Raw genomic sequence first — 7,291 nt, forward strand, 5'->3', positions numbered from 1 at the left:
ACGTCCAGATGGGGAAGATGGTCCTCGACAACTCCGCCATTGTCACCAAGCTCCCGGGGATGATGGCCGACAAGATCCGCGGGCTTCGACGAGACGCGCAACCCCTTCGACGCCAGCGAGGACTCTTACGCCACATTCGGCGGCAGCTGGTCGCTCGGCTACAGCGCCGGGACAGTGCTGCCGGCCGCGGCCAGCGGCGGTAGTTCGGTCGCACAGAAGGGCCTGAGCGCGTCGTCGACGCGGTGGATTCGGCAGTCCCAAGTCGCGTCCCTAACGGTCTGACGCCGGGCGTGTTGCCGCGGGCGGGCAAGATCGACGACCGCCTGCCCGACGTGAACGTCCGGACGGGTCGGCTGAGCGCGCAACTGAACGGCCTTCCCGGACCGAGACGGCAAGCTATCGTCGGCCAAGTCGAGCGACTCGACGGCCCATGAAAGACTACCTCGGGCGGACCGACGTCGACGCGCCCGCGACCAAAACCGCGCGCCTGGTCGAGTGTAGCGGGCCTGCTGGTCGGCGGGCACCCAACGAGCTGGCAGAAAGCGATCCAGACGCCGCCGACGTGCTGTTGAAGATTGAGGCCGCGGCGACCCAACGGCGGTTTGCGAGGACATTCGACGACGGTGAGGTCAACGCAGACGAGGTTACGTCGGCGCTCCGGAAGTACGACGGGCTTAACGCAGACGGGAAGGATACAGTCGACAATCTGCTGTCTACCACGGGCGACGACGGCGCGGACCTCGTGACGAACGCTGATGGCGAGACTCTACGGATTCTTGCCGACGGTTCTGGATCGATCGACCAGTCTTACCGCCGGGGCGTCGCTCGGGCGGCGGATGGTGACAGTATCGACTCGTACAAACAACTTTACCGGGCTGTCCGGAAAGTCGACGACCTCGACGGTACTCAGCAACGCCGGGCCAAGCAACTCATCGCTGAGACCGACGGTGCTGGCGTCAAGCTTGTTGACGAACTCGGTGACGATACGCTCCGGCGGGTACTCGGCGACAGCGATATTGACGCCGCTGACCTCTCGCGTGCGACCCGGAAGTATGGGGAACTGGACGGCGAGAACGCCCGAGTATTCCGAGAGTTTCTCAAAGACGACACTCTAAGGGACTCGTGGATCCGGGTCGCCGGATCCCCTGAAACTAGTCAAGCCGCTGTACGCACGGCACTTGTGCGGGTGAGAAATGTCGAAGGAAAGATAGATGTCCAGCGATTTCGGAAAGCCTCTGACGTCAATGATCAAGAACGGTACTCGGGCATGGAAGATCCATACACCGACGAAACTATTGTGATAGATACACAAGTCCAAGGAAAGACGAAATTTGCTCGTGTCCATGGTGAATCCAATCAGGCGAGGTCGTGGATGTTTGAAACCCGGGACGATATTAAGGGCCTCACACGTTCTGAGATACAGGAGAAATATTCGCTGCCCGACGAACCCTCCTATGTCTCAGACGTCAACGTTCCTGACCGCACCGAAGTGCGAATCGGAGACACTGCCGCTAACTTCGATGGCCGCGAGGGAGCGACACAGTACGAACTACTCGAACGCATCGATCCGGATCGTTTCACCAATCGAGAAAGGTTACCACTATGACTGATACTGAAGTAGCGGGCTCAACCATCCAGATCGGCGGAGCCACTCACGAGTTTGAGTATGCCATCGACGAAGTGGTGGAGGTAAACGGGATAGTCGGGGTTCTGCTATCGATCCCAACTGACGAAACGAATAATAGAAACGTTCTCGGATTTGACGAAAACGGTTCGTTCCAGTGGAAAATAGAGGCACTGTATCCTGACGACAAAGATATCCCGTTCGTCTACATCAATTCGAAAGACGGGATGTTTATAGCCGATAGCTGGATGGGAATACGCGCAACAGTTGATCCGCAAACTGGCAAGATAACTGAGACAGCTGTCACAAAATAATCCAACTGTATCATCACAGGGTGTCATAGAACGGTTACCACACCAAAGAGCAGGGTGAATGCTGAGGTGGTATGGACTCAGCGACCCCGCAAGATGGTCCTTCGGTAGAGTCGTTCTTCAATGTCGCGGATACGGAGACGTTAGCGTTGTTTGAGCATCTCTCCTTCGAGTTTCTCGCAGAGTTCGACGTGTTCGGCCCGGCGGAGACGGGGCGAAAACGAGAGCACGAGCCGCCAGAGCTGATGCGTGGCTTCCTCCATTGCTACTAAAAGGACGAGGGTGACTCCATGAGATTTACTCAGACTTCCGTGGGGATACCATTGAAAAATGCCTGACCATTGCCCGGCAGAACGGGGTCGAGATTTTTGCTAATAGTGCAACGGTCGGGAATCCTGCTGAAATTGCTCGCTGGTTAGAGTCCGATCTTACATCCGTCTTTAGTTAGTCGAGAAACCGCGTGACAGCAGCGGCTTATCGAGGCTTCTTTTCGAGAGGAATGAGGAGGCAACGGCTGTGCACACCAAAACCTCCTCATCGAGAATTATGCGTCGGCTCAGTACACTGTTTCCCTCCGAGTTCCTCGAAGAACACGCCGAGGAACTCGGCGTGGTCGAACGCGACAGGAAAACGCAGATGCCCGCTCTCGTGTGGTCATTCGTGTTCGGCTTCGCCGCAGGCGAGAGCCGAACACTCGCTGGTTTCCGGCGCAGTTACAATGCCACTGCCGATGAGACGCTCTCACCCGGCGGATTCCATCAGCGGTTGACGCCAGCTTTCGCAGAGTATCTCTGCGACCTCGTCGAGCACGGCATCGACGAGGTCGCTGTTCCTAACGCTGTTAGCGTCGATATCGACCGGTTCAGAGACGTGATGATAGCCGACGGAACGGTGATGCGGTTGCACCGGCTTCTCTCAGAGGAGTTCGAACCACGGCGAGGGGAGCAGGGTGGAGCGCGGCTCCACCTGCTCCACAACGTCACCGACCAGACGATTGATCGGTTCAACGTCACTGACGAGAAAGCGCACGACAGCACCGAGTTTTCCACTGGATCATGGCTAGAAGACCGGTTAGTGCTGTTCGATCAAGCGTACTTCAAGTACCGCCGCTTTGCGCTGGTTGACGAGAATGACGGCTGTTCGTGATCCGGCTGAAACCGAACGCAAACCCGGAAATAACGGCGGAATTACGGGAATGGTGTGGCGACGCCATTCCCTTGGAAGGCGAACAGATCCAGGATGTCGTGGCCGATCTCCACCGAGAGTACATTGATGTTGAGGTAGAAGCGACGTTTCAGCGACGAGAGTACGCGGGCACGCAATCGTACGACAGCAAGACGTTCCGTGTCGTCGGCGTCCGCGACGAGGACGCCGACGACCACCATCTGTACATCACGAATCTGCCGAGAGAAGAGTTTCTGCCGGCAGATCTAGCGACGACCTATCGATGTCGGTGGGAAGTAGAACTGCTGTTTCGTGAGCTGAAGACGCAGTACAACTTGGATGAACTCGACACGAACAAGACGTACATCGTGGGGATTCTGCTGTATGCAGCGTTGTTATCGTTGTTGGTGAGCCGTGATCTGTTGGCTCTGGTCACCGAGTAGGCTGGCGATGAGATCGTGCTTCCGCCCGAGCGTTGGGCGGCGACCTTCCGGTTGCACGCCCAACTCATCTTCCACGAACTTGGCGAGTACCTCGGTTATTCGCCACCGCCACTGCTGGAGCGGCTGATCGAAGACGCTCAGAAGATCCACAAACAACGACCAATCCTACAAGAGACACTCGTTACCGCTACGCAACCGAGGTGTGAGGCTTAACTAAAGACCAATGCAATATACACTTAAACCAGCCGAGCATGGACACGAGTACGGTATTGAGCGGATGAAAGTGATGGTGAAAGATGATGGGTCGATTCATACTGCTTACCCGAAATCTGGTGGGTCAGTAGAAAAATGGTCTTTCGCTGCTGGTGATTGAGTATGACTAAGGTTTCGTTGGTGTTTGACTTCGACGAACGAGCGCATGATGCCTTTCAAGAGGGCAATGTAGATATTTCGGTGGGCGCTCGGCTGCAAGTCGATCAGACACATATTCTTGGGAGCCCTGATGCCTACACCAGGGATTTCATTGAACCCTATGTAATCGGCCTTCTAGAAGGTGCATTGGCCGCTCTCAGTCAGGAAAGATATGTCTATGACTACTACGTCGATGCGATGTATCTCGTGTTCGAACCTACCGGTGATGGACGGACGAATCTCGCGTTCTGCTACAGCGAAGAGGCCGTCGAAAACCCTGACTACCGTGGGGAACAATCACCGAAACTTCCTGAACCGGAAGCCGTCGCGCCGACGCAAGCCCTCGCCGAGGCCATTTCTGATGGTGCCCAGACGTATCTCGATACGATCCGGGAATACGATCCCGATGCTGGTTCTGAGTACGTCGAACCGCTGTTAGATGAGTTACGTGAGAGACTCGACAGCATCGAGAAGTAGCTGATCAGCCCCCCTCTTTTGACGAATTTTCCGACTGATTGCCTGTTCGCCGGCGGGCGACTCAGCAGTTGCGCGAGATGGACTCGGATACCTGGAAGTGGATCAGCGACAACGGTGCCAAATTCACGTCGAAGACCACTCGCGTCATCCGGATGACCAGCGAACCGGGCCACGAAGCGCTCGAATCGCTCGGAACCAACTCATCGCTGAGACCGACGGTGCTGGCGTCAGGCTTGTCGACGAGTTAGACGGCGATGGCCTCCAACGGGTGCTCGGTCTGTCACTGGCAGTCAAGCGGCCAGCGCGGCCAAGCGAACCCAGACAGCAAACACTGTCGCTGACCGGTTAGGCGGGATCCGCGTAATGCGGGCGGCCCGGATGTACAGTCGGGCACAGGACCGAGCTGGGGAGTGGCGCGCCCGGCAGCAAATGCGAGCGATATCACAACTGTCGAAGGCAACAACGGTCCCGCGGAGCGGCGCTCGCCGTGTCCTCAAACCCGCTAGAACAGCAACTGATACAGTCCGCATCCGGCACACAATCCGTCGGACAGACGTTGACATGGCGGAGTTGGACCCAGCCCAACAGCGACGCCTCGGTACACTGCTTGCAGAAAACGATCCAGCCGTTGCCCGTGCCGTCCGGCAAATGGACCAGGACGAAATTGATGCCTTGACCCGGGTCGAGATGAATAGCCGTACTCGGAGCGATTTCGCCCGGGCCTACGACAGCGATTCGGTCGATAGCGACGAGATGGCGACAGCGCTCAAGCGGTACGACAGTCTGGATAGCGATGGGAAGCGAGAGTACGACCGGTTCGTCAAATCCTCTGGAGACAACGGTGTCAAATTTGCATCGGAACTGAACACTGATCAGGCAACGGATTTCTTCGGGTCTGCCTGTCGGCGGACGCCATCTATCGGCACCGCGCCGCGGCTGCGCGGCGACCGATTCCACTCTATCAGCGGTATTGGCCGTTCGAGTCTGGCCGGCTGTACTGATTATCTCACTGACGCGGAAGAGACGAGATACTACAATCGTATCGCCGACGCAGCAGCTGAAAACGACGATATTAGTGCGAGTGAGATCTTCGAAGAAGTCTCTAATGTCGGCGATGCAACCCGGAGAGGCGCAGTCAAGCGGCTGTTCGCTGACTCCGGTGAGAACGGAATTCGACTCACTCGGAATATGGATCCCGATGCGCAGAAAACGTTCTTTGATCTTGGTCGTAAGGACCGTATCGATGGGTTTGACGAGTATGACGAGTGGCGTTCAGCAGTTGCGAACGCGGAGGATGTCGATGCTGAAGAAGCAGGCAGATACGCTCAGCGTGTCGATAGCGCTGCGAAGCGAGATAAGATTGAAGACGTCGATGAAATACTTGATGACACTACACCGAGAACCGATGCAGTGGCAGGAGAAAGTGGTGAAGCCGCGAGTGCAGTTCGATACGCTGATGAAGGTGACGAGATCGAGGTTGAGATGGAACCCGGTGAGACCGATGCTTATGATATGTCTGTCAAGGGTAATGACCGGTCCGAATATGTAGAAGTGAAGACAAGATCAGGCGGCGATGTAGATTATGCCTATATCAGCGAGCAGGTGTCTGAAATGAACAAGAAGCATGATAATGCACTTAAGGATTCGAAGCTAGATGTTTCCGAGAATTCGCAAGTGCTTGAAATCAGGACGAGATCAGGAGCTGATGAGCTATCATCGGCTCAGAATGCCGCAGAGACCGTTCTCGACGACCGAGTACGAGCGCAGCTAGATGAGATCCGGTTAGTCGCTGAAAACGGTGACACCATTACGGTCAAACCATGACAGGAACTGATGAGCCAGAAGTTCGGGTATCGATGGCAAGTGGCCTGATTTGGGAGTTTGTTGTGCCGTCGTCGGCGACGACCTGTGCTGAAGAGGCCAAAGAGATGGTTCAGTTCTGTGATCAGTTGTACAGCGCCTTCGGCGAGTTCCTAGTCCCACTTGAGATTAGTTATGGTATAACAAAATTTGACCAGGATACGAATCTCAGACCGGACAGCAATACTGGTGAATTGGTGAGACGCGAAGTGCGAAATAAAAAAGGTATCAGTGTCAGGGAGTTTCTCAAATCAACTGACGTTGATGGGGCACAAGCACGCTGGATACCACGTGTTCCGTTCGATAGGAACCGCTACAGGGTTCACGCCGATGGCACCGACTATGCCATTGAGCGGAGTGAGTGTACACCGTATCGCAACGGTGAACCCGACCAAGGAAAGGTAGTTTCAGATCCACTCGAGCTGGCTGTTACCCACCGACCAGCGAAGAATTATCCGTCGGTGACGACAGAGTACGCACTGAGCGTTTCAGTGTCGATGTTCAGTGACCTTTGGCTACGTACATCGGCCAACGGAGAGAAAAACAGAGAGTACCTGGTAAGTTTCTTATCGGACGTATCTGACGCTATTTCGGCCGAATCAGTAAAACGAGACAAGTACAAAACCAGCGATTTCTGGAACGACCTCTCGGTATACAGCGGTGACGATGACTATATCGACTTGGAGCCGGAGGCTATCTACTAACTAGCATTGGCGACCGATTCAGCAGTTGCTAAAACATCAAGAATTGGGCCGTGGTGAATCGCCAGACGTGGTTCGATTTCACTGTTTTAGAGATTGCTTGATGTTGTGAACCGCACACATCAGGACGAGTTCACGAAATTCACCGTACCAAGTTCGCGCACGCACGGCGTCGCCGAGCGTGCGCTTGATCGTGGAGAAGACGGTCTCACACATCGCTCGTTGGCGGTATCGAGGCCCATCGATCCGCGCGTTGTGCGCGTGATCGATGGGTCGGAACTCACGATGTTTGATCAGCGG

Annotated in this window: 9 protein-coding genes and 2 pseudogenes; 10 read left to right on the forward strand and 1 reads right to left on the reverse strand. The window is 55.6% G+C overall.

The features are described 5' to 3' along the window. Nucleotides 1-17 precede the first annotated feature (17 nt). The 10 genes and pseudogenes from AMS69_RS20700 (at nt 18) to AMS69_RS15040 (ending at nt 6,994) form a co-directional block, all read left to right on the forward strand. The gene (locus AMS69_RS20700) at nt 18-203 is read left to right on the forward strand and encodes a hypothetical protein (protein WP_202904559.1); all 186 of its coding nucleotides are present in this window, start codon (nt 18-20) and stop codon (nt 201-203) included. 39 nt (nt 204-242) lie between these two features. Beyond that, nucleotides 243-434: a hypothetical protein gene (locus AMS69_RS20705; protein ID WP_202904560.1), complete on the forward strand. Its 192-nt coding sequence runs from the start codon at nt 243-245 to the stop codon at nt 432-434. Next, on the forward strand, nt 431-1,606 hold the full coding sequence (locus tag AMS69_RS15015) for a hypothetical protein (RefSeq protein WP_053968861.1): 1,176 nt from the start codon (nt 431-433) through the stop codon (nt 1,604-1,606). The genes AMS69_RS20705 and AMS69_RS15015 overlap by 4 nt, the downstream gene beginning before the upstream one ends. Next, nucleotides 1,603-1,938: a hypothetical protein gene (locus AMS69_RS15020; protein ID WP_053968862.1), complete on the forward strand. Its 336-nt coding sequence runs from the start codon at nt 1,603-1,605 to the stop codon at nt 1,936-1,938. The genes AMS69_RS15015 and AMS69_RS15020 overlap by 4 nt, the downstream gene beginning before the upstream one ends. Before the next feature lie 71 nt (nt 1,939-2,009). After that, a pseudogene (locus AMS69_RS20280) lies at nt 2,010-2,204 on the forward strand (IS5/IS1182 family transposase); the annotation flags it as partial. A 277-nt stretch (nt 2,205-2,481) separates the two neighbouring features. After that, nucleotides 2,482-3,755: pseudogene (locus AMS69_RS15025) on the forward strand (IS4 family transposase). 162 nt (nt 3,756-3,917) lie between these two features. Then, nucleotides 3,918-4,430, forward strand: coding sequence for a hypothetical protein (locus tag AMS69_RS20930; RefSeq protein WP_238378529.1), 513 nt, complete (start codon nt 3,918-3,920; stop codon nt 4,428-4,430). Nucleotides 4,431-4,507: 77 nt separating this feature from the next. Continuing rightward, nucleotides 4,508-4,678, forward strand: a complete 171-nt coding sequence (locus AMS69_RS20285; protein ID WP_155119976.1) for a hypothetical protein — start codon at nt 4,508-4,510, stop codon at nt 4,676-4,678. 313 nt (nt 4,679-4,991) lie between these two features. Next, nucleotides 4,992-6,254 carry a hypothetical protein gene (locus tag AMS69_RS15035; RefSeq protein WP_155119977.1) on the forward strand — a complete coding sequence of 421 codons (1,263 nt, stop codon included), beginning with the start codon at nt 4,992-4,994 and terminating at the stop codon, nt 6,252-6,254. Next, entirely contained in the window at nt 6,251-6,994 is a 744-nt protein-coding gene (locus tag AMS69_RS15040) for a hypothetical protein (RefSeq protein WP_053968865.1), read from the forward strand. Before AMS69_RS15035 ends, AMS69_RS15040 begins: the two co-directional genes overlap by 4 nt. Nucleotides 6,995-7,072: 78 nt before the next feature. Here AMS69_RS15040 and AMS69_RS19815 read toward each other — a convergent pair. Further along, on the reverse strand, nt 7,073-7,291 hold a 219-nt coding region (locus AMS69_RS19815), incomplete at its 5' end, for a transposase (protein ID WP_155119978.1).

It is taken from the genome of Haloarcula rubripromontorii, assembly GCF_001280425.1.
Taxonomy (GTDB): Archaea; Halobacteriota; Halobacteria; order Halobacteriales; family Haloarculaceae; genus Haloarcula; species Haloarcula rubripromontorii.